20 protein-coding genes are annotated in these 23710 nt (G+C 29.8%); 4 read left to right on the plus strand and 16 right to left on the minus strand.

The window, feature by feature from the left end; translation table 11 throughout:
- Nucleotides 1–39 precede the first annotated feature (39 nt).
- The 4 genes from Q0663_RS07225 (at nt 40) to Q0663_RS07240 (ending at nt 3459) form a co-directional block, all read left to right on the plus strand.
- Nucleotides 40–2022 (plus strand): tetratricopeptide repeat protein, encoded by a 1983-nt coding sequence (locus Q0663_RS07225; protein ID WP_299008753.1) that lies wholly within the window; start codon nt 40–42, stop codon nt 2020–2022.
- Nucleotides 2019–2651, plus strand: a complete 633-nt coding sequence (locus Q0663_RS07230; RefSeq protein WP_299008756.1) for a response regulator transcription factor — start codon at nt 2019–2021, stop codon at nt 2649–2651. The genes Q0663_RS07225 and Q0663_RS07230 overlap by 4 nt, the downstream gene beginning before the upstream one ends.
- A 153-nt stretch (nt 2652–2804) precedes the next feature.
- The gene (locus Q0663_RS07235; RefSeq protein WP_299008759.1) at nt 2805–2969 is read left to right on the plus strand and encodes a hypothetical protein; all 165 of its coding nucleotides are present in this window, start codon (nt 2805–2807) and stop codon (nt 2967–2969) included.
- A gap of 91 nt (nt 2970–3060) precedes the next feature.
- Entirely contained in the window at nt 3061–3459 is a 399-nt protein-coding gene (locus Q0663_RS07240) for a transposase (protein ID WP_299009644.1), read from the plus strand.
- Here the strand turns inward: Q0663_RS07240 and Q0663_RS12675 are convergent.
- The 16 genes from Q0663_RS12675 to Q0663_RS07315 all read right to left on the minus strand — a co-directional run bounded on the left by Q0663_RS12675 (nt 3364) and on the right by Q0663_RS07315 (nt 23702).
- A complete protein-coding gene (locus Q0663_RS12675) occupies nt 3364–3609 on the minus strand; it encodes an Arm DNA-binding domain-containing protein (RefSeq protein ID WP_366140447.1) in 246 nt (81 codons plus the stop codon). The genes Q0663_RS07240 and Q0663_RS12675 overlap by 96 nt on opposite strands.
- Nucleotides 3610–3961: 352 nt before the next feature.
- Nucleotides 3962–4633: an NUMOD1 domain-containing DNA-binding protein gene (locus Q0663_RS07245; protein WP_299008761.1), complete on the minus strand. Its 672-nt coding sequence runs from the start codon at nt 4631–4633 to the stop codon at nt 3962–3964.
- The gene (locus Q0663_RS07250; protein ID WP_299008763.1) at nt 4626–6038 is read right to left on the minus strand and encodes a DUF5906 domain-containing protein; all 1413 of its coding nucleotides are present in this window, start codon (nt 6036–6038) and stop codon (nt 4626–4628) included. The genes Q0663_RS07245 and Q0663_RS07250 overlap by 8 nt, the downstream gene beginning before the upstream one ends.
- A gap of 169 nt (nt 6039–6207) precedes the next feature.
- Nucleotides 6208–6960 (minus strand): hypothetical protein, encoded by a 753-nt coding sequence (locus Q0663_RS07255; protein ID WP_299008765.1) that lies wholly within the window; start codon nt 6958–6960, stop codon nt 6208–6210.
- A 151-nt stretch (nt 6961–7111) separates the two neighbouring features.
- A complete protein-coding gene (locus tag Q0663_RS07260) occupies nt 7112–7369 on the minus strand; it encodes a hypothetical protein (protein ID WP_299008768.1) in 258 nt (85 codons plus the stop codon).
- Between the two features lie 56 nt (nt 7370–7425).
- Nucleotides 7426–8412, minus strand: coding sequence for a DUF3871 family protein (locus Q0663_RS07265; protein ID WP_299008770.1), 987 nt, complete (start codon nt 8410–8412; stop codon nt 7426–7428).
- Nucleotides 8396–9286, minus strand: a complete 891-nt coding sequence (locus Q0663_RS07270) for an AAA family ATPase (RefSeq protein WP_299008772.1) — start codon at nt 9284–9286, stop codon at nt 8396–8398. The genes Q0663_RS07265 and Q0663_RS07270 overlap by 17 nt, the downstream gene beginning before the upstream one ends.
- Before the next feature lie 82 nt (nt 9287–9368).
- On the minus strand, nt 9369–9713 hold the full coding sequence (locus Q0663_RS07275) for a hypothetical protein (RefSeq protein WP_299008774.1): 345 nt from the start codon (nt 9711–9713) through the stop codon (nt 9369–9371).
- 192 nt (nt 9714–9905) lie between these two features.
- Nucleotides 9906–10556 (minus strand): DUF4391 domain-containing protein, encoded by a 651-nt coding sequence (locus Q0663_RS07280; protein ID WP_299008777.1) that lies wholly within the window; start codon nt 10554–10556, stop codon nt 9906–9908.
- Nucleotides 10557–13784, minus strand: coding sequence for a helicase-related protein (locus tag Q0663_RS07285; RefSeq protein ID WP_299008779.1), 3228 nt, complete (start codon nt 13782–13784; stop codon nt 10557–10559).
- Between the two features lie 11 nt (nt 13785–13795).
- Nucleotides 13796–16933: a DEAD/DEAH box helicase family protein gene (locus Q0663_RS07290; protein ID WP_299008782.1), complete on the minus strand. Its 3138-nt coding sequence runs from the start codon at nt 16931–16933 to the stop codon at nt 13796–13798.
- A gap of 95 nt (nt 16934–17028) precedes the next feature.
- The gene (locus tag Q0663_RS07295) at nt 17029–17400 is read right to left on the minus strand and encodes an SMI1/KNR4 family protein (protein WP_299008785.1); all 372 of its coding nucleotides are present in this window, start codon (nt 17398–17400) and stop codon (nt 17029–17031) included.
- Between the two features lie 21 nt (nt 17401–17421).
- Complete coding sequence (locus Q0663_RS07300; protein WP_299008788.1) at nt 17422–18000, minus strand: HNH/ENDO VII family nuclease; 579 nt, start codon at nt 17998–18000, stop codon at nt 17422–17424.
- A gap of 11 nt (nt 18001–18011) precedes the next feature.
- Nucleotides 18012–21041 (minus strand): ATP-binding protein, encoded by a 3030-nt coding sequence (locus Q0663_RS07305; RefSeq protein ID WP_299008790.1) that lies wholly within the window; start codon nt 21039–21041, stop codon nt 18012–18014.
- A 10-nt stretch (nt 21042–21051) separates the two neighbouring features.
- A complete protein-coding gene (locus Q0663_RS07310) occupies nt 21052–21705 on the minus strand; it encodes a hypothetical protein (RefSeq protein WP_299008793.1) in 654 nt (217 codons plus the stop codon).
- Nucleotides 21702–23702, minus strand: coding sequence for a dynamin family protein (locus Q0663_RS07315; protein ID WP_299008796.1), 2001 nt, complete (start codon nt 23700–23702; stop codon nt 21702–21704). The genes Q0663_RS07310 and Q0663_RS07315 overlap by 4 nt, the downstream gene beginning before the upstream one ends.
- Between the last annotated feature and the right edge of the window lie 8 nt (nt 23703–23710).

Below are 23710 nucleotides of genomic sequence, written 5' to 3' on the forward strand. Positions count from 1 at the left end.
GAGTCAATAGAAGCATTACATTGGTTTAAAAAAGGACTAATGTTAATTGATCAAGAACAAAATTACCAAGGAGGGATAAAAGCTCTTGACTCTGCCTCTCTACTAAACCCTTCAAAAGAATTACTCGTACAAATTAAGTTTGCAAAAGGAGTAGCACTAAATAGTCAGGGTAACCTCACCAAAGCTGCAACAGTTTTACAAAAAAACATTTCACTAATAAATAGTTGTGACAAGGCAAAAAGAACTAAATTCCACGCCAATAATTATCGGGTTTTAGGCGATGTTTATAAAAGAAAAGGGAAGCCGTTAATCGCCATGAAAAACTATCAAAAAGCATTAACTTACTCTGAAAAATATTCTAAAAAAAGCAGTGCCTTTATACTACACGAAATAGGTGTTTTATTACTTGAAAAAGAAAATTATTTTGAAGCTGAAAACTATTTTCAAAAAACGATAGACACTTATTTAAGTCCCGAATTAAAGTTAGGGAAGCACATTAATTTAGGGGAGGTATACTCAAAAACAAACAGACAAAACAAAGCGAAACTACAGTACGATAAAGCCTATAAAATCGCTTTAAAAAGCAACAATAATGTTGCTCTATGCCATATTTATATTGGATATGCTAATTTGTTTTTTGAAAATAAAGACTATAATAAAGCTATTGAATATTATGAAAAAGCAATCACGCTTTCAAAAAAGGTCGGTGCCCAACTACTTACAACATCCTCGCTACTACACTTGGCTATTGCCTATAATAAAACAAAACAATCGTTTAAAGCTTTGCCTTATTTAAATAAAGCAGCCGCTTTTTTAAAAAAAGAACCCTCAATAAACTATCACCTAAATTTATATGACATTTATGCTTCAGTATATGAAAATATTGGCAATTATGAAAAAAGTATCTTGTACTTAAAAAAAGTAGCTACGGTTAAAGACAGTCTCTTTAACATTGAAAAAAACAAGCAGTTTGAGGAATTAAAAATAACCTATGAAACCAAAAAGAAACAACAAGAAATTACACTTTTAAAACTTCAAAAGAGAAAGAATGAACTAGAAATTTCTCAAAAAGAAAAAGCTTTAAAAACGCTTCATCTAGAAAAAGAACTTGAAGCATCTCATCATCAAAATACCATCCTTCAATTACAAAAATATCGTGGAGAAAACGAAAATAAAATTATCTTATTAAAGCAAAGTAGAGAACTTGCTAAAGCTGAAGCTAGCAAATCAAAACAATTAAAAAATGCCTATCTAATTGGATTTATCGTTTTTAGTATTCCGTTAAGCATTTTATTTTTGGTTTATTATCAAAAACTAAAAGCACAAAAAGCATTAGCTAAAAACCAAAAAGCATTAAATGCCAAAGAAATATCGAACCTAAAAAAAGAGCAAGAACTTAAAAATATTAAAGCCTCAATAGAAGGACAAGAAAAGGAACGAAAACGCATTGCTCAAGAACTACATGATGCCGTGGGCGGGAATTTGGCAGGAATTAAATTGCAACTAGATCATTTGTCTTCAAAAGAGCCTAAACTGTCAAGCATAATAACTCATCTAGACGAAACCTATAATCAGGTACGCCACATCTCTCACGACTTACTTTCAAAAAAAATTGCAGACAAGGAGTTTACAGAACTTATTAAAAATTACATAGAAAAAATAGATGCCTCTTCTCACATAAAAATTGAAGCCTCTTTTTTTAATGAAACACTCCTCAACAAAACAAACAACAGCATTCAAACACATTTATATAAAATAGTACAAGAACTCATAAACAACACCATAAAACACGCAAGCGCATCATCTATTGAAATTCAATTAAACGCTCATACAGACATGATTAACCTTCTTTTTGAAGATAACGGTAAAGGATTTGTTTATAATGAAAAAGTAGAAGGTATTGGCTTAAAAAATATAAATGAACGTGTTACAACAATAAACGGAACTCTCATAATTGATTCTAGACCAAATCATGGCACACTTGTAAACATTGTTATACCTATAAAACCCCAAACTTCATGACACATAAAATAATTATAGTTGATGACCACAAGATGTTTATAGATGGTCTAACTAGTATTTTTGAAGACATTCCTTCAGTTGACATTGTTTTAAAAACTGATAATCCTAAAACTGTATTAAGTTTTTTAAAATCTACATGTGATATAGATTTAATTATTTCAGACATATCTATGCCAGAAATGGATGGTATTACTTTGAGTAAAAGTATAAAAAAAGAATTTCCTCATATAAAGATGCTCATGGTGAGTATGCATAATAACCCTAATATGTTTCATCAATTAAAACAAAACAATGTTGATGGTTATGTACTAAAAAATGCTTCTAAAGCCGAATTACTCAAAGCAGTAAAAACAATTTTAGCAGGAGAAAACTACTTTTCTCAAACCATAATTAATGTTTATAAAGAAAGTTTATTTACGGCACAAGAAAGTAAACAAACGCCATTAAGCTCAAGAGAACTACAGGTTTTAGAATTGATAGCACGCGAAAATACCACTAAAGAAATTGCTGACAAACTCTTTATAAGCAAACATACCGTTGAAACCTATCGGAAAAATTTACTTTTAAAGTTGGATGCTAAAAACCTTGCTGGGCTAACAAAACATGCTATTTATTTAGGGTTATTATAAACGTTAGAATAGTCAATATTAAAGATTATAACTTTGGAATTGATTCAACGAACCGGAAATTGGTAGTATCCAAAAAACTGTGTAAACATGAAATTAAGGCGGGTTTTAAAACCCGCCTTAATTTTTTTTTAACTTTAAAAACACAGTTTAATCATGAAAAAATCAGAATTAAAGAAGCTCATAAGTGAGCACGGACTAACAGAAGGTTTGAAAACCCAAGAAGATGTTAGCGAACTTTTAAAAGATCTCCATTCCTCATTATTAGAATCGATGCTTCATGGGGAGTTAGAGTCTCATTTGGGTTATTCTAAAAAATGAAAAAAGCAACAACCCCAATACCCGTAACGGCACGACATCCAAGTAAATCAAAACGGAATTTGGCAAAAGTGAGATTCAGGTTCCAAGGGATATAGCGGGTAGTTTTGAACCGATAGTTGTCCCTAAACACCAAAGCATGGCGCCCCCTTTGGAGAACATTATCATATCGCTTTATGCCAAGGGCATGAGCGTATCGGACATAGAAGAGGAACTCTACGAAATTTATGGTTACAAACTTTCTACATCAGCCATATCGATAACTACAGATAAGGTGAACCAGCGTCTTCTGGATTGGCAAAACAGACCTTTAGAATCGGTCTATTGCGTGGTTTGGATGGATGGTATAGTATTCAAGGTTAGGCAAGCAGGCAAGGTCATTAACAAGACCATTTATCTAGCCGTAGGGCTCAATAGAGAGGGTTATAAAGAACTTTTGGGTATATGGCTCGGGCAAAATGAATCTGCTTCCTTTTACTCTCCCCTTTTTTGAATCCCACTCTGATTTAAGAATATTCTTAGACAAACTAAATTCTATCCTTTTACCGTTTACGGTTATTCTCGCATAAATTGAAGCATTTAAAGCGCTATCTTTTGAAGTTCTAGCCCAAAATAGTAGGCTAAATGATTGGTTTGTTTTCATAGTTACTGTCTTAAAAATTAATAATTACCTAAGACAAAAATCAAATCAACTATTTAAAAACAAGATTCTTACATCCAATTCGGTGACACTCAATTAAATTTAATTAGGTGTCACCGAAAGTGTCACCGAATTGTATCAAATTATACCATTTAATATGATAGTCTAAAAACTAGAAAACCTTGCAAATCATATAGTTTGCAAGGTTTTGACACATTTTAACTGTGCTTCCAGTGATCGCGACAGGATTCGAACCTGTGAGTATATCATTAGTATTTATAGTACTTTCATCCTACTCTTCTTTTTTGACTACCTTAAATCATACCTTATTTACTTACTTCTTACATTTTTAACTCTATTTATATTTCCAAAAATAACCCCCTGCTAATTTTCTCTCACCTCTACAACATTTAGCTATACTGTTTTTATTTACTTCCGTTACCCTACCCGCTTCAGCTATGGATTTAAAAATCTTAATTGTTTTTCCTGAAGATGGACAACATTGAATTACTCCCTTTAATCTATTATCTTTTTTAGGTTGAAAAGGCACTTGTAACCGATAACTCCAATAATGGTTTTTATACTGAGTTTTATTGATACATGCTCTACTAATTTGTTGTTTAGTTGAATTGACTGAATTAGACGCTTCTTCTAGTGAGGTATATTTAGCCAATAAACTACCATCTTTTACATTATAACGATACACAGTTTTTTGAATCCCACCGCCTCTATCTTCATTAAGCAACCTAACACCTTGTTTCTTATAGTTTTCAATTAACTCCTGTTCTTTTTGAGCTAACTCATCATTTTCATATAAAGTATTATCTGTAAACCATTTAAAATTCTCAGCACCTAGTGTAGCTATAGTTTCTTGAAACAAATTCACATCTCCTCTTTTAGCTCTTTGTATGTGGTCTTTCTTTCTAGAATTAAGCGATTTCTTTGTTAAGCCAACATAAACCACTTCGTCGGTTTTATTATTGGTAACGGTGTAAATTACACCGCTACCTTTTTTAATTTTAGTCATTGCTAGCCTCCTTTCTTAATGATTTTGGGCTTAAATAAAACTCATATTTAGCCCCAGACTTCCTATCATTGTATTCCAGTTCTTTGTCTTTTGCATAGGCTTTCATCCATTTGGTAAACATATGTAGTGTAATAGTTTGTAAGTGAGGGAACTCTAACACAAATAACTCATAAACGTCTTTTTTAGAATACCACTTTTCGTTTTCTACTAAACCTGTTTCAATAAATTTTACAAATTCATTACAAGTAAGACTTATAAGTTTATTTCTTTTTAAATTAATTGGTTTTGCAATTATGAGTCCGTGCTCAAAATATTTTAAAACACAGTTCATCATAAAATTGTAAAATGAGCTCCATTCTTTAGCATCCCAATCTGTAAAAAAACGGTTTTTAAATTCGTCAAACGGAGTATTATCTCCATCATAATGGTTTGCAACTTCAAACTCACATCTTCTTCTTATGTCTGTGTTTCCTCCAGTACCTCTAACTACGTAGTTACTTGATATAGAAATCTTCGGAGCATTCTCTGGGGCTATATAAAACTCATCTTTATACTTCCTGTTTACAGGAATTCCAGTAGTTATCATAGAATACAACTCTTCGAAAGAAAAGTCTTTATTAACATCGTCATAAAAAATGACATCTGTAGTTCTTGTTATTCTTTGGTTTTTAAACCAACTCTTACTTTTAAGGTTTTTACCGTCAATAACTACTAATTCTCTGCACTTACCGACGGCTTGTAATAACAAGCTTTTTCCTGTCCCTCCATTGGCCGTTCCATCATAACTGATATTTTCATCAATAAAAATTACGGCTCTAGAGTTTTTAGAGTCATTATTTCTATGTAATAGGTACCCAATATTTGTTTGTAAGGCTACAAATCTATCATCATTTTTCCCTGCTAAATTGTAACAAAACTGCTCAAATTGAGCTTTTCCTACTAAAGAAGAATCGTATTCTTTATCTAAAACTCTACTTTCCCAAATTTTGTCTTTAAAATCTTCATATTCTACTTCTTTAATTGTGTTGTCGCCAATTTGACAACAAATATTTTGAAAAAAGAAGTGGCTAGTTTTATCAGTATCACGGTCATTAACCAACTCTGTATTCGGTAATAACTTAAGCTTTGTCTTACTAATGTAGTTAGAAACACCTTTAGAGAATGTTTCTAAAACATCCGTAGCATCTATTTTTTTAAGATAATTATTAATAAAATCTACAGCTACAGTGTCTTCGACTTCACTTACTCGATTGTTTTTCTCTAAAACATATATGAAGCTAGTATTTGATATTTTTACTTTGTAAAACCCTGAAAGAGCTAAAAACTCTGTTAGTTTACTTTGTATGATTCTAACTTTACCGTTTTCATCAATCCGCCAAAAAATTGGAACATCTGATCTGTTCATCTCTTTAAATTTTTAAATTATACAATAGCTCTGAAGAAATAGAAAACAGAGCTTTTTTCTCTATTTCTCTTGTGCAAATATTTTAAAAACAAAAGATTAAACCACTGTTTTTTAAACTATTAAAACGCAATTTTAAATTGCGAAATTATCGATAAAGTTATTTTATGAGTTAGTATTTTTTGGCTATGTCCTTGAAAAATTGCACCATTTTTTTTGAGGGTAATATCTTTTCATTTTTTATCCTGCTTAACTCGGACGTACAACTTTTTATAGTTAAATAAGAGCTGTTATTAATTGTATCTCTCTCTAAAGAGTGTTTAATTATTAAGTTTGACAAGTCTTTATTACTTTCAACACCTTCAATAATTTTAAATTCTCTCAATAAGTAAAAAAGAAAACTTATATCGGACTTTGTTAAGTTAAACTTAATCTTATCTTTATCAAAGCTATTACTATATTCTAAATGTTCGTCTGGTAAAACCACTTCTATCAAGTCTGATATTTTAGTTATCAAATCTTTTTTTACAGTACTATGCTTTTCAATAAAATCATCATGTTCGAAAAAGCGTAACTCATCTTTTAACGTTGAAATTAACTCATTCAAATTATAGTAAAGAGCGCTCGGATTGTCTTTATACTCCCTTATTAATCTTTTATAATGTGATTTATAATTTTCACATATTCTATCAATAAATTTAGGTATATAATCATCATAAAAATCAACAATTATTGTTTCAGGAAACCTAATTTCTTCTTTTCCGTTTTCATCAAAATATTGCTGACCAGGAATATCAAAATAGGCTTTAAATTTTTCACCATCTAAAAGCCTGCCAATAATTTTAAACCTTTCATAAATTTTATCAAAGTTGACTTGTGATTTAAAATAATCGAAATTATCAATACTATATAAATTTACATTCATAATCTAATTTTTATAAAAGCATAGTAATATATGAAATACTACTATGCTTTTTTGAATAGCTATTCTTTTTCAGTGGTTTTTTGATATAGGAGAAACCATTCTCAAAAGTTGGTTATCAAAATACAGCATAACTCCTTACTAATACTTTTAGCTATAAATTATAACAAAGTATTTCAAAATGATAGTAGAAAAACCATTTACCTTTAATTTTAAACACATATTTTCCATTTTGGGCTAATGCTGTAGCTTCTACTATCACTATTTGATTTTTCTTAAACCTATCAACATTGTACAAAAACTGTACAGGGAAAGGACAATGCAGACTAATTAATTTATTCCAAGGAGTAACAACTAAAATTCTATTGGGTGCATAATATTTATTAAACGATACTATTTCATTTTTTCTCATACTTCATTTTCTCCAAAATCCTATACATTACTTTTATCACTTTTAGCTATACTATATTAATGGAGAAAGAAATTAGGCTGTTCATTTTGTAATGAATTAGCTAGTTCCTGGATAAACTCGTATGCTCGTAACTTACGTTGGAGAAAAGTATCTATGTAGGTGTTTTTAACTGCTCCTGTAAATAAGTTATATAGTTCCCATAAGTTTATCATTCCTTCAGGAGAAACATTGAAGTTTTCATCTTTAAAGTAGTTTTTAGCTATAGTATTAATTTGAGTGTCATTAAAATCCAAAGGAAATAAATGCTTCTTTTCTGAATTGTTTAAATATTGATACATTTTCATCTTACCAATTAAGTGAGCCACTTGTTCCATTGATAAGTAAAACTTACTTAACCTTTCCATATTCCCTAAATGTTTTTCTTGGTTGTAAGCTTTAAAAAGATTAATTATTCCTTGCTGTAAATCATTAGTATTTAGCACTTTTAAATCATCTTTAAAACCATCAGTAGCAACACATAAATTTGTACATACAGCATTCACAAAACCAATAAAAACTTTAAACTTTTCATATGATTTTTTACTATATAAATTCTCATTATTAAAAGCTCTTACACCTCCAACTACAAGTGATAAATCATTACCATTTATGTTTTGTCTAATACTTGGTATTTCAATACAGAAAGCCATTCTTTCATAATAAATAGTTTTCTCATGTTCTTCAAGCTCTTTAACGGTTTTACCAATAGCACTTGGTATTCTTCCTTTTACAATATGTGAAACTCTAACATTAGGTTCATTGAATTGATGTGTAGGGAATACTTGTTCCAACGCTTCTATTGTAGTATTTATAAATTCTGCATGACTAATAGTAACTTCATTGTCTTTTGAGAATACAGGTAAAATAGTATCATTAACCAAATGCTGAACAGTAACCTCTTTTGTGTTAGCTTCGATAAATGGATTTTTAAATGTTGGATTATCTATCTTTTCTGGAGGTGTAAGATTCGATTGAGAATTTACGTTATTAAGAACTAACTCCATTACTACTTGGTTTTATGGATTCAACAATTTGTTTATTATCTATAACTTCAGAATTAGAAGATTCTATTTCTTGTTTTCTTTCTAATACCTTTTCTTTTATAGCTTCTTGTAGATTAGGGTATTTAGTATAAATATGTCTCAATCCTTCAACTGATAAACATTGATTAATTTCATTGAAAATATTTTCAATAGTAGTATCTGAATCGCACCATTTTTTAAGTAGTTTACCAGTTCCAGAAGAGATAATAAATTCAGGTTTATTCATAAATAAGCCTGTTCTATCTTTACTTGCTACTGCTAAATGCTTATCATTTACTAACTCGAAATTTACAGTAAGCTCATATTCCCAGCCTTCTTTAGTAATTTCCTTTGTTCCATGCTTAATTACTTTTGATTTTCCATTAGAATTAACATCTAAAGAATAATCTATTTTTCTACGTACAGTAGTAATAATATGACAGTTTGATTGTAGTATTTTATCAATAAAAGCTTGATGCCTTGGAGTAACTTTTGCCCAATCTTGAAACCTACCCCCAAGTTGCTCATGAATTTGTAAACAACCACCAGTACCATTCCACTCGTGAGTAATTGAATCAACGATGATTACTTCCATTTGAGCTTTTTCACATAATTCAATAGCTTCAATATACCTTTCTGGTGCATAAGGTGAATGCAATGCAACTGTGTTGTAATTGCCTAGTTCCGCATACAAATTGGCTGAACCATTTTCTGTATCAATAACAGCTATTTTGCTCCAATCATTGGTTATACCATAGGCTAATAAAAGTGCTGAATAGGTTTTACCAAAACCAGAAGCTCCACTCAAACCAATACGGAGTTTAACTTGTTCTTTCTTTGCTTGTTGTAATTTCATAAAATGAATTTTTAATTAATGTATATATCAAAAAAAAAGAGCCTATTATGGCTCTTTGATTATTAGTAATATCAAAATGTGATTATATCACATCTCTTTCTGGTATTAATTGTTCGTTGATTTCTTCTAAGATTTCATCTCGGTATTCCCAACGATGAGTTAATGTAATTACTTCACCTGATTCAGGTAAAACATACTCGAAAGGTTCACATTCTATTTTAACAATCTCACCAGGGAATTTTGTTCCCACTAAATCTTTACACATACTTTCATCGAAAGTACATGAAACTGTTGCTGTTTTAGCTGTAAAATACATTCTTCCTGTATCTTTACTTTTTACAGGAGTAACACCTCCTTGAACAACTAATACATTAAACTTTTCTCCTTCTGAGTTTTCTCTTTGTTTGTGTCCTTTAATAGTAACCATCTTTTTAAATTTTAAATTAAACAATAGTGGGGGTATTCCGCCACCCTCAAACTAAGGGGGGAGTGTTTGTTTAATTATCGTGTACTTTTGCCAGAAAGAAAATGTCAAAAAAAATGAAAAAAATATTTTTTTAAAAAAGTTGGCTTTTTGACTTTAGCCAAGTTGTGAAGTTTTATTTTAAAAAACTTATATCTATGAAAGAAAACTGAGTTTTTCTTTAAGTAAATTGAGCCTACTATTTAAAGGTTGTTTCTTATTGAATTGTTTCGTTCTTTTTATTTGTGTTTCTATTTTAGATATTTGATTTTTTAGCTCTTGTATTTTCTGTTCTTTTTCAATTAAAGATTTTAAATCTTCTTCTGATGCTATATTACTATTATTTGAAATTTTGAAACAAAAATCTTCAAAAATCTTATCTAAACTAACTTTTAAATTTAATTGGTATTCTTCTTTTTTATCTAAAAACCAATCTGTCTTAAATACCCAATCTACTACTGCATTATTTTCATTAACTGGATGCGCATGCTTTTGTGATGTATACAACATTACCTCATCATTATATGATATTATAAATATGATGTGATAAGGGATTGCTTTTTCTATAATAGGCAATACGGATTCAATATTCTTTTTTTGTTTTAATTGTATTTCAAAGATTTGAATTTCTTGTACTTCAATACCTGTTAAGTTAATTGTATCCGCTGCTAATTTGTTTTGCCACCTAATTTTATCAACCACATCTACAAACAACTGTTTTTGTTTAGTTGTTGCATACTCATAAAAAGCATTTTTTGGAATACTTTTATGTTTTTTAGTTTGTATGGGTAGTTGAAAAAAACTCATTTATTTTATAACTAAAAATGAAATTAATTTAAAATCTTCTATTCCTTTAATTTGGCTTTTACCAGATGCTGTGCCACCAGCTTTAAATAAACTTAACACTTCCTTTTCTTCTTCTGTATCCACAATAGATGCAATACTTTGTTTTAGTAAACTTGAATACCTAGACATATCTTTATACTCGTTTGTTTCTATTTCAAAAGATTTGCAAACTTCTAGTAAAGGTTCTTTTTTGTCTTTACATAACATTCTAAAAACATCTAGTGTTTTTTTACCTTCTAAATGCCCAAATTTAACCTCTCCATTTTCTTTAATATAGACCATGTAATATGGATGCAAACGATTCATTTTATCAATATTGACTGCTGAATTCACATTCTTTAATACATAGACTACACCACTTTCAAAAAACTCATTTGCTTCGGTTATAGCATGTAAACCTTCTGGAATATTTTTTAACTCACCAAATTTTTTGATGTAATTGGATAAATCGATTCTAAAATCATTTAATCCTAAATCTGTAATGCTTACACCTTCTCGTAAGTCCTCTAAATCAACTACTTCTTCTTGCAATTTTTTTAATTGAATTTTACGATATTCTAAATCTTTATCTTCTGTATTTAGAATATTATCATCACCAGTACTTGCCATATTACTGATTAACATTCTGTTTTCTACTCTAGATTTTAAATTGATGTAATTATCTAAAGTGATATCTGGCCAAAAATTAACCATAGTAATGTTATCATTGGTTGAACCAATTCTATCAATACGACCAAAACGTTGAATGATACGTACAGGATTCCAATGTATATCATAGTTAATCAAAAAATCGCAATCTTGTAAGTTTTGACCTTCTGAAATACAGTCAGTAGCAATTAAAATATCAATATCCTCTTTGATATTAGGATGTAGTTGTTGTTTGCTTTTAGAACGTGGTGAAAAACAGGTTAAAAGCGTATTTAAATCTGTTGGTATTTCTTTTGTTGTACATTTACGTTTACTCCCTGTAATTAATGTAGTATTTAAACCATATAAACTTTTAAACTCTGACTTTAAACTATCATATAAGTAATTGGCTGTATCGGCAAACGCGGTAAATACGATTACCTTTTTATTGTTATCATTTAAAGGTTTCTCTATTTTATTTTTAAGCAGCTCTTTTAAATCTTTTAACTTAAAATCAAGATTATCTTTTACTGGTTTTATTTCTGAAAGCAGTTGTTTTAAAATAGCCACATCTGCACTTAAATCTTCTTTCCAACGCCTGCCATCCATATCAGCAATATGAACTTTCACTTTCTTCCCAATTACATTTTCTTCATCACCCCAATCTGCATCCCAATCTATATCATTAGCAATATTTGCTTGTAAACCAGAAAACGTATTCTCTTCCCCTTTCTCAATCGCATTAATAGCATTATTGATTTGTCCTAGAATATTTTCAACCGTTAATCTAAAAGCATATACCGAACTTTCAATACGTTTTAATAAATTCATACGCATTAAAATCTTTAAACTAGATTCTCTATCTATTTGTGCGAACTTACTAGAACCTGCTTTTACATTTTTATCATACAAATCTGCATACAATTGCACTTTACTTGGTAAAATATAACTTAAAGGCGAATACACAGAAAGGTTTAACAAGGTTAACCTTTCAGCAATTTCTATGTAGTTAGTGCCTTTGGTATTGGTTAAAGGACTTTGTATAGAAATTGGTTTATTTCGTTTAGGAAATTCTCCAATATCTGAGGTATCGTAATACGTTGTAATGTGCTTTCTTGAACGAGCAATTGTTAGACTATCTAAAATTTCAAAGAAATCAAAATCTAGCATTTCTAATAACTTTTCCGTTGTTCTGTTTTCAGTTTCAAACTTAGACCAACTATTAAATGCTAACTGTGCTCTTCTAAAAATGGTATCAATTCCTCTTTCAGTATCCAGCTTTTCATCTATTTTTTTAGAAGCACCCTCATAAGCTAAAGCCAATTGATTCTTTAAATCATTAAACCTATTATTTACTGGCGTTGCTGATAACATTAACACCTTTGTTTCAATCCCTTCTTGTACTATTTTACGTAATAACTTTTGATATCTATTTTCTTTTCCAACTGAGGTATTGTTATTTCTAAAATTATGCGATTCATCTATCACTACTAGCCCATAATTCCCCCAATTAACGTTTTCTAATCTACGACCATTACTCATTCCTTTTTCACGTGATAAATCGGTATGAAATAATACATCATATCTAAATCTGTCTTTTGATAAAATATTGTCTTTATCGTTTTGACGATAGGTATTCCAGTTGGCTTCTAATTTTTTAGGGCAAAGTACTAATACATCTTTGTTTCGTTTTTCATAATATTTAATAACGCCTAAAGCTGAAAAGGTTTTACCTAACCCTACACTATCAGCAATGATACAACCGTTGTATTTTTCTAATTTATTAATAGCACCAATTACAGCATCACGTTGAAAATTATACAACTTAGACCAAACAACGGTATCTTTAAAACCAATTTCATCATTGGGTAAATTTTCCATTGCAATATCATCTAGAAAATCGTTGAAGATGTTGTATAAGGTAATAAAGTAGATAAATTCAGGACTATTTTCTTTAAAAGCATTTTCAAAATATTCTTGCACAAAATTGGTAACATCTTGCAAGTTTTCTTGATTTTCCCAAATTTGATTAAACCACTCTAAGTAGGCATTACTCTGTGGAAAATCTACTTTTTGGATTAATGTTGGAAAGCCTTTTTTATGACTAACACCTAAATCTGAGGTTGTAAAACCGTTTACATTTGCATAGGCAGCACCTTCTGAATTATTATCTATATGAATTACACCATTAAGTGGTGTAGCACTGTTTTTATTAGATTTAAAGGTTACTTTATCTTTTACCCATTGTGAGCATTCTTTAGCTATGGCTCTTTGGTTTAACTCATTTTTTAAGCGCAATTCAAACTCACCACCACATAAATCAGCTTCATTAAAGATATGAGGAATGTAAAATTCTCTAGATTCTTTATTGAGTTTTTCTTTTATAAATGTAGGTGAGGTAAAAATAAATTTTAATTCATCGATACCTTTTAACTCTTTCTTTAAAGCCTCGAATGCATAAATAGAAAATGAAGAAGCTGCAATTGCTAGTTTACTTCCTTTTTTTATTTCCGTTTTTAATTCGTCATTTAAACGGTTGGTGATGTTATCTATAATTTTCATTGTGCCGTTTTCTAATTCAAGGTTACCATTTCCATCATTTTTTCATAAGAACTTACTTTGCTAAATTTTACTTCACCCTCTCCAATTGCTGCAAAATGTTCTTCTGCACAATGTATTTTTAAAGCTTCAATACCACGTAAATCGTTTACATTATCAGAACCCTTTGTTTCTGCTACAAAATAAATTTCGCGTACTTTTTCTTTATCAAAAACTATTGCCCAATCTGGACTGTATCTTCCTGTTTTATCTCCTGTAGGTATTGTGATATAAAAGTCTTTAGGTAGTTTGGCAAATACCGACACCTCAACACTATTACTTAATGCTTCTGCAAATGCTGTTTCTATATTAGAATCTGCAATGATATAATCGTAAATATGATTTTTTACTTGTTGTGCGTTTCTATCTACCGTTACATCGTTAGTGAATACGGTTTTAGAATCGAAACGATCTTCTGTTTTATGAAAGGTAATGTTATTTAATATTAAACTTGCTTTTACCTCGTTTATTAAATTGGCAGTTTTGGCAATAAACTCTTCTGGGTTTTTACGAATTAATACAAACTTTTGCGGACTTATTTTCTTTAACACTTCTACTATTGTTCTACGTGTTAAATTGGTACTGTTTACAATTTCTCCTACAATATCATACACTGTATCTGTATACAAATCTGCATTCAGTTTTTTAGACTCTCTATTGGTTTGCTTAAAACCGTCTTTACTTTCTAATTCTTCTTTATTACTATCTTTCAGGAAACCTGTTTTAATTTCGTACACTCTATCAGAAATATGTAAATCTGCATTTATTCTAGTTACACTATCAGTTATTAATTTATTAGAATTGAATTTTACCTCATAAATAGTTTTGATGTTAATTTTACTCCATAACTCTTGAAACTCTTTTTTATGGAAGTTTTTATTTAAAGTTACTGTTATTTTATCTCTATCATTTTCTGGCTTTATCATTTCACCAGTATAAACAGATTTTAATAATTTGGTTATTGCCTCTCTAAACGCTTCTAGATTTTCTGGTAAATTAACTTTGTTTTGCTCAATAGCTTCTTTACCTTCGGTTGTAATTTTATCATCTTCATCTATGATATCATTCTTGTATAAAATCTTATTTAGCTTTTTGGCTGTATCTTTATCTATGCGCATTTCTACACCCATCGCATCTGTAACCAGTTTACCCACAAAAAATTCTACTTCTGCTTTTTGCGGTCTGTCTTTTAAGGTTGCTGCAATTTCGGTTTGTAAACCTTTTGCAAAATCCTCATAACTCTCAGAAGCAATTATGGTTAATTTATTAATATGGTGTACATTTTCACCCACCGTATCATAATCTTGACGAATTCCTTCTTTATTAACACACAAACGCATACCACGACCCACTTCTTGACGTCTTCTAATGGTTGCTTCGGAATGCTTTAAGGCACAAATTTGAAATACGTTTGGATTGTCCCAACCTTCTTTTAAGGCTGAATGTGAAAAGATAAAACGTGTAGGTTCGTCCATACTTAACAAGCGTTCTTTATCTTTCATTATTAAATCGTATGCAGAAATATCATCAGAATCTTCTTTACCACGTTTTACACTTGGGTCTATAAACTTTTTCTTTTTGTCTATAGAAAAATAACCATTATGAATTTCGTTAGCTTTATCTCTATCTAAAAATTCTGCATAAGCACTAGGAAAATACGCTTTACGTGCAGTACCAGGATCTGTATCTTTTAAGTAGTCATTATATTCTTGTTGAAACAAGTCTAAAAAATCGCTTTTAACCTTGTTATATTCTTCTTCAAATATTTGTGCATACTCCCCTAATACCTGCTCTCCATTTTCATCATATTTACGGTATTTATCTACCGTATCTATAAAAAATAAGGATAGTACTTTTATACCTCGTGTATATAATTCTTTCTCTTTATGTAGATGTGATAAAATAGTTTCACGAATTTGTATACGTCTAAACGCTTGCTCGTCTAAATCGCCTAAAGCTTCACCAGCTTGTAAGGTTACCCCATTTACAGAAATAGTATTAGAAGCCCCATTAATATCTGTAATTAAGCAATTTTTATATTGTGGCATTTCGCCCGATAACTCATAAAGGTTAGTACCTTCTTCTAAACGTTCTCTTTTACGTTTTACGCCTGTACCTTGTCTTTTCTCATACTCTACAATAGCAACTGGTGGCTTGCCTGCTTTTACAGCAATTTGTTCTAAATATACATAGCCTGTAGTACCTGTAGACCCTTTAAGGTTAATCCCTTTAACGTGTATTTTTTTGACCAACTTTTTACTATAAGCGTCTAGTGCATCTAAACGATATACTTTATTATATTCTTCTTTATGCGTAGCAGAATAACGGATGGTAAACAGCGGATTAAAATCTTGCATACTCTCCAAGGTTTTTTTACCATCTACCGATTGCGGTTCATCAATAATTAGAATAGGATTGGTTTGTGCAATGATATCAATTGGTCTTCTGGATTGGAAACCATCTATTTCTGCATAAATACGTCTTGCATCTTTACCTTTTGCATTAAAAGCTTGGGTATTAATAATCATTACACTAATACGATTATCGGATGCAAAGGTTTCTATATCTGTAGGCTTTTTAGAATCGTAAATAAATGGTGCTATTTTATGCCCATATTTTTCTTGAAAGTGCGTTTGTGTCACTTCAAACGACTTGTACACACCTTCACGAATAGCAACACTAGGTACAATAATGATGAATTTAGACCAACCATATTGCTCGTGTAACTCGTGCATTGTACGAATGTAAGTATAGGTTTTACCTGTACCTGTTTCCATTTCTATGGTAAGGTTGATGCCTTTTTTTTGAACTCTTGGCTTTTCTAGAGTTTCACTTTCTCTAATATCATTACTACTCTGTACATTTTTTATATTTTGTAGCAATTGATTGTCTGTAATAGAAATTAACTTATTACGATAACCTATATTTTCGTTTACTTCTTCTTCAAACTCTAAGGTATTAACACCTTTAGCCGCTTGCTGTGCTTTTTGTAATAAAGCTTTACTACGCTCTAAAGTAAAATGGTTTACCCCTTTTTGTTGACCCAAAAAGCAATTGGTTATAGCATTTACTGCTTCTATTTGAAATTGTTGTTCTTTAAACTGTAATTTCATTTAATTTGTTATTTTACTTTTACAAAACTTGCCTCGAAACTCTATTTTTTTTGAATTTATTATATCAAAACAATTCTAAAAAATGTAATATTCTCTTAAAAATCCTTCTCTGTAAACTCTTTAAAAGAATTATATATTTTTTTTAGATTTCCAGAAGGAGTCCACTCATACACAGAACCATTATTCGTATTTAAAACTAAATACATAGATTGTGTTCCTACATTTTCCAAAGCAACAAGCGTTTTCTTTAAATTAAAATTATCCTGTAAACCTTTGGTTTCTTTTAATGTATTAAAAAACTTATCATTACCTAAACCAAATAAATCCCTTCCCTGTAAAGAAACAAAACCATATTGTTTTAAATATTCTAAGTAATCTAGAGGTAATTCTCCTTCTATAATTTCTTCTAATTGTGATATCTGTTCACTTGACACACCTGGTATTGAATTGTCTATATTTTTAAACATAATACTTTTTTATTAATCAATTTAAAATTCTATTTGTGCTGCACGTTCTTTCCAATGCTCTGCTCTTTGTTCATTAAATTCTTTTCTGTTAATTTCAGAAGGTCCTTCTTTAGTATGTAAAATACTATAATTACCATTAGCTTGATGTTGCTCATTTGTAAGTTCCGCTAATGGACTATTATTTTCTTGGCCAATATGATGTAACTGATACGCATTTCCATTCTCATCTAATGGAGCATAACCAGCATTCATTCTGTCTAAATTTGTTTGTGTTTCAATACCTGGAATTCCTAATGGACTATGATAATCTATATTGGGTTGAATTAAAACTTCTCTATTATTGATTGTCTCTTTTTTTAAACCAGCTTGATCATAAATTTCTTTTTCTTCAGCACTTATATTCATTTCGTTTATACTCTTGAAACTTGATTCAGAATATTGATTTTCTAAAATCTGATTTTCAGCTTCCAAAGCTTCAAGGGAACAATCTTCTACAATATTAATAGTTTCTAAAGATGTTTCAATACTTGTAACCTCTTTTACCTCTTTGATTGATTGTATTCCTGTTTCTTTAATTGCACTTGCTAAATTTTCTATCATCCTTTTAATATTTATATATAGTAACTACTTATTGCAGTGTCTTTATTTTCCACTTTACCTTTTAACTCCATGTTTTTAACCAAAGCTAAAACCACTCTGTTCACAAATTCTTTTTCATTCATTCCCCAATACTGTGATATTTCCTTCTTAAAAAGGATAAAATCCTCTTCTTTTTTGTGAATCAATAAATTGTGTAAGGTCGTTTTTAATGTTAAAGGTATTTTATTATTTGTTTTGTAGATTCCTTGGGTTAAGAAATTAAATATTTGTTTTATAGCAAATTCATTATATAAATTAGTTTTAAAATATTTACCTGAAATTTTGATTTCTTGCTCGATAGCTCTTTCAAAAGATTCTATTTTTCCCTTAAGTTTTATATATTCTATGGTACAAAGAGAATTTAATAGTTTTTGACCCCACACTTTTCCTTTTTCACCTAAAGTTTTAGACAATGAATAAACTTCAAAAGGGTGCAGTGTTTTTATTTGATGAGCTTCCATTAATTTAGCAACTTTTAAATCACTAGCTGCTGCTGCATTGATATTGTTTATCATTTTACATTCTACAGGTCTTTCCATACCTTCTTTGTGAACAAGTGCATGACCTGTAACTAATCTACTTAAATACAATGCATCTTCATCTGTTATACTTAAAGAACCTGAAAGCAAAGATTGATCATCTTTTGCAACTAAGCGATGTACTATTTTAGTGTTTGTATTTTTGATTACATCTGGAGATATTTTTGAAGGAATTTGTTCTACCACAGCAACACCTTGTCCTAAAGAACGCATTTCGGCAATCACGTTTGTAAATAACTCTACAGCTTTCCCTTTAGGATTTCCCATTCCTTCAGATGTTTTTTCAGTTGCTACATTTTTTAATAAACGATGCGCTTCTTCAATGACCATAAAATGCTGTAAACCTCTATTACCTTTCCCGGGATTTATAGCAGGATTGTCTTTTTGACGATATTGACTAATCATTACCAACATTAATCCTACAAAAAAAGCTTTGTCATCATCATCTGCTAAGCTCTCCATTTCAAGAATTGTGTTTTTTTGCAACAATTCTTCTAAAGGGTGTACGTCATAGGTGTCAAACATCATTCCTTTAGCCCCCACAGAAAGGCTCTCTAAACGTACTACAATGGCTGTTCTAATATTATCTTGTAATTCACCTTTATATGCAAGTTTGTGTTTCACATAATTTTCTACTTCCTCTTTTAAATCACTCAAGGTTGGAAAAAAATAAAGATGTTGTGGTGAGTCATAAGCAGAATCATCATATCGTCCAAAATTATCTGAAAAAATTGGATGAAAACCTTTGACTATATCCCACCCTTTTTTTGCATAAATGTTATGAATACATTTTTCTACAATTGCAGGCATTGGACCATAAAGAGAAAAACTAGCATTAAAAATAGCTTTTAAATAATCTATATGTTCTGATAAATGAATACCTCTTTGTACATAAAAAGGATTGAATTTTATAGGGCTTACAGAAGCATCTCCTACAGTATAAATGTTTAAATTATTTTTAAAAGTCTCATCTGCTAACAATTGTCTGTAATCACGTTTGGCAGATTCAATAATTAGGAACGGTATTTTTTCTTTAACAACAATGTTTTTTAGAATGTTTTTTACCGTTGTTGTTTTTCCACTTCCTGTTAAACCACAAACAAATAAATGTTTGTTCAAATCTTTTGTAGTTAAACTTAAATTCGAATTGACCAAAGGATTTCCAAAATCTGTTATGTTACCTATTTTTAATCCTTGGTTAGTACTGACATCGTTTAAGGCCAAAGAAGGCATTTTTTTAATTTCGTACCCTGGTAAAGATTCAGCAGGTGGGGTAGTAATTAATGCTAGTTCTTGACTTGTAATATAAGATGTTAAGCTTTTAGGAAAAATTGTGTTTTTAGCATTATCAACAGGAATAAATAAACTTTGATTTTGGTTTAAATTTCCCATAAACATTTGAGAAGGTGGTAATAATTGATTACTAGGTTTTGACAACTCTCCTAAAAAACTACCTCCTAAAATTTCTCCAGTAACAGTATCAGGTGTCGAAAAACTAATTGATGTTTCCCACATACCTGTATTAAACCCTTTTACTGTTCTCTCTAACAAATGTTCTGTTAATTTCTCTAGTTCTAAGGCCAATCCGTTTTGTTGTTCATAGGATAACGATTCTGAGTAACTATTAGCAATAGACTTATTAATACCATAAGAATCATTAAAATTGGTTGTCGTAGACCTGTTATGAGAATAGTTTGCAACTATTATATTTAGTCCTGAATTATGTCCTCTAGTTTTAGAAACTCCTTTTGTCTTTTGGTATGAAGTACCATCAGTAAGTGTTTCACCTTCATCTTTTCCTTTTGTTTGTTTAGCTAAGGCATGAAATTGATCTCTTAAACTTAAAAGTTCTCTATACGTATTCTGTTGGTTTTCTGATGAAATAGGAGTAGAAATAATAGCTAAAGTATATTGCTTACCATACAAACTTCTTATTACAGAAGCCATATTAAACTGTACTTTTTCTTCATCAACTTTTAAAGTAGGTAGCCCTGTTATCACTCCTCCTTTAGAAAATCCTTTACACAAAGAAGAAAAGGTAGTTTGTTCTGAATATTCTATTTTTTTTCCTGGTAATATTCCATTTATAAGAGAAGAAAAGAACTCTACATCTTGTTCATTTGTATCTTCTCTTTTAAAACCTAAATAAACTTTATTTCCGTTGTGATTACTAGAAATAATGGTTGCAACGGTAATTCCAGATTTATTAGCAGCCGCTAACAAAGTATTATACCTCTGATTGATTAAAGTATGTATATCTTCTGTATTGGTATTTACTGAAATTTCGGTTAAGGGAAACAAATAAAATGTATCTAACCAATTATTAGTATCTTGTTTTGTGTTTTTTGAAATTAAATTTTGATGATTTACAGCTAACCATGGTATTAATTTCTCTGCCCCTACAATTAATTGTTTTGTAATATCTTGATTTTGAAATGTAATGTTTGAAGTTACCTTTTTCATATTTTTTCTATTAGTTAGTCCTTAAGTTTAAATTTGCATTTTTATTTAAAAAAAGTTGTAATTCCTTATTAAAGGCAATTTCAACCTGGTCTAACCAATTTTCAACTTGTTCTTGGGTTGTATTAAGGTAAGATTTCGCAACTTGTCTTATATTTTCTCTAGTTTTCTCTAATTGTTTTTTATATACTACTTTAAAAACAAGTGCAGCAACTACTAAAGCTACTATTCCAGAAACAATTAGATTAATTATACTACTTGAAGCTATTGATGTTACTCCTATAGCTCCCATAACAAAAGTAGTACCTCCAGCAATTATTGCGTTTAACTTACTTTTATCATTCTGAAACTCAACCGCATTATTAATTAGATTTTTATCTTCTTTTAAACTATTAGCAAATTCTAATATTTTTTCATTTAGCTTTTCACTGTAAAAAAGATTTTTAGTTTTCACATCTAAATTTTCTATAGTGCTTTTTGCTTCTTTCATTAAGTTAGACAACAATGTTTCTACAAGTAATTCTGAATTATACATAACCTCTTTAGGTAAATAACTCGCTAAATGTTTTGTAGTTTGTTCAATATCAAATTCTTTATCTAATTGAATTTTAATATCGTTTTTAATGTTGTTAAACTGTTGTTCTATGTTTTTTTTTATGTTGCTCATAACGTAACTTCTTCTATAATTTCATCTATATTTTTTATGATACTAGGGTACGTTTGATGCTTTTTTTTTAAGCCATCTAATGTTTCTAATATTTTTTCATTACTTAGATTTTTTTGTTTTTCTATATCTAACTCTCCCTGTCTTTCATTAATAGCTTTGTTTACCTTACTTGCAACATTGTTTAAATAATCTTTTACTATATTTTTGGTTTGAGTTATAGTGTCTAGTTTGGTTTTTTGTAAAAAAGAAGTTATTTGCTGTTTTACATTGTTTAAATATTTTTCATTGTTAAACACCTCTTTGGTTCCTACTTTTACATTATTTTCTCTAAAGAAACGTGCAATACCTAATGTTCCCCAATCCCAAGCATCAAATTTTCTACTTTCGTATACATCTTCCACTTCATATGAATCTTTTAATGCAAATTTTTCAATAGCCTTTAGATCTATTTTAGGTATTGTAACATTGTGAGTTCCTTTAAAGCTAATGTCTAATTCTTTTAGTTTTTCAAAAAAATAGCTGGTGATATTCTTTGAGAATTTATCCACTTCTGATGACACTTCGTTTTGGAAATCAATCACCAATTTTTTCATTGATTTATCATCTTGTTGAGCATTTATTTTATTTAGGTAATTAGTGACTATACTATTTATATTTTTTACTACCTCTGAATTAGAATTACCACCAAAAACATCGTTTGCTTCCAAGTTAATTTCGTATATCTTTAATTTAAACGTTTCTAATACTTCGGTAATTCTTTCTATTTCTCTCGCAAAACTCTGAGGACTTTTTTTCTTTAAGTTTAATCTATCTATTTTTTCTGACAGTAACTTGTCTTGCTCAGCATACCCTGCCTTTATTGTTTCTAAAATTTCTTTTAGCTGCAGTTGAGGTGCTTTCATAGAATACTCATCTATGGTTGTATAAATTTGCTGAAAATTTGCGGCCTCATTAACCACATCTACCAACTCTCTTTCCTCATCTTCGGCTTGTTCTCTATATGAAGAAAGTATTTTCTTTTTTACTTTGTTTTCTCTAATTATTTTGAGTGGAACTTGATTTTTTAATTCATTATTAATTTGTTCCAGAACACTATCTACCGCTATAATTCTGTCTTCTGCTATAATACCACCATACAAACGTCTAGCTTCATTTAATAACCTTTGTACCTCATCCTCTTCATATAAACCTTTATGAGTTAAGATTAAGAATAAGTTTTCGCTACTTTTATTAGAAATAGTTTTGTTTACAAAATTTTTAAAAGATTCTGATTCTATAGGCTTTATTGGGTGCACAAATAAAATAGCATTCGCTTTTTCTAAAAACTTTAAAGAAACATCTTGCACACCTCCTGTAGCATTTACACCAGGACTATCTACAATTCTTAACTCTTCAAAATTCCAATTTAATGGATATCCAAAATTAATTTCTACGGGTATTTTGCTTTTAGGTGTTTCAGCTATATAACTTTCTATAAGTTGTTTTTCATTTTGTAGATTCATTCCTGAAACAGCTTCTAAGTTTTCAATTAACTCATCGGTAACATCTAACTTATCATTTGATATAATAAAATTATTGATTAAGGTGTGGGGAATATTTCTGTATTTGTCTTCTATTCTACATATTTGACTTAATTTTTCTTTGGCTTCATCAATATCTTTGGTAGAAAGATCGTCATATAATTCTTCTATTGTATCGTCTGCGTAAACAACTTTTAAAAATGAAGTATCTGATTTAAAAATTTCTACAATAGCACTGGTAGCCTGTAAAACATCTGAAGGCAAAATTTCTTTACCCAATAAAGCATTGATAAATGTAGATTTACCTGCTTTTACTTCTCCCGCTACCGATAATAAAAACTTGCCATTTTTTAAGGCATCTACTCTTTGTTGTAAAAATGACTTATCTACACCATCATTTTCATCTGTTTTTGCCAAGTAATTGTTAGCTATATCTATGGTATTGTCTCTTTGTGATTTATAGTTATTTCCTATCATTTAAATTT

The sequence above is a fragment of the uncultured Tenacibaculum sp. genome (assembly GCF_947504135.1).
In the GTDB taxonomy this organism is placed as follows: domain Bacteria; phylum Bacteroidota; class Bacteroidia; order Flavobacteriales; family Flavobacteriaceae; genus Polaribacter.